1 pseudogene is annotated in these 957 nt (G+C 47.2%); it reads left to right on the top strand.

Features of this window, described 5'->3' with window-relative positions:
* Positions 1-271: 271 nt before the first annotated feature.
* Positions 272-957, top strand: a pseudogene (locus ACM0OZ_RS49015) (hypothetical protein); the annotation flags it as partial.

The raw sequence follows: 957 nt of genomic DNA, 5'->3' as shown, positions 1-957 counted from the left end.
AGGCTTTAATCTCGTTGCTCAATCTACGGCGACGGAATGTGTTTCTTAAGAGGTACGGGAGATTCTGCGACAGCTTAGAAAAGATTAAGTAGGGTGCTTAGGCACTGCTTTAACGTCTTCCTTAATTTTCGGACTCCTTGCCCAAGCACAAGACAAGCCACTATTATATAAAATGGATGAAATTTTGCTATAAAAACTCCGCAACTCTTCTGGGACTGCGGACATGTTAAGTTTTCTATCATAGGTAAAGAAAACACTAAGGGTGTAGCGAATGAAAGACTCCACTAACCGCAATGGGTTGGAAATAACAGAAACTGTCTCTGTAGCGGGTTCTGTCGCTGGGTCGGTATTTGCAGTTTTTTCCGAGCAGCTGATCTATGCGGCTGCGCCCCTGAGTTTAGCCCTCTCGCTGAGCCTGATCAACCGACGCCGATTTGAGCAGGCGTTACAGGAGAATATAACTGCTGTCTCGTCTGAAATGGGCACTCGCGTCACACACGTAAATCAGCAACTGTCAGCACAGATGCAATCGGTACGCACCTCAGTTGAAACTCTGTCTGCTGTCCCAATACCAGCACCCTTTGACCCCACTAACCTGGAACAACAGATTGAGGAACTGAAAACAGCACTTATCCACACAAAACAGATTACCAGCCAGAGTGCCACCAAGCAGGAAATCGAAGACTTTAACCAGAAAATTAAGCAGTTGCAAGCTTCTATGAGCTCATTGACAGAGGCATTTAAGCAGCGCTCGGAGCTACAGCAAATAGAAGACTTAAGCCAAAGCACCGCCCAACTGCAAGAGCAGGTTTCAGCACTGCCGCCAATACCAGCACCGTTTGACCCCACCGGGCTAGAGCAACAAATTCAGCAGTTGCAAGCTTCTATGAGCTCATTGGCACAGGCATTTAACCAGCGCTCGGAGCTACAGCAAATAGAAGACTTAAGCCAAAGCAC

The sequence above is a fragment of the Scytonema sp. PCC 10023 genome (assembly GCF_963920835.1).
Classification (GTDB): domain Bacteria; phylum Cyanobacteriota; class Cyanobacteriia; order Cyanobacteriales; family Nostocaceae; genus Kalymmatonema.
This window is presented reverse-complemented; position numbering and strand designations above follow the sequence as displayed.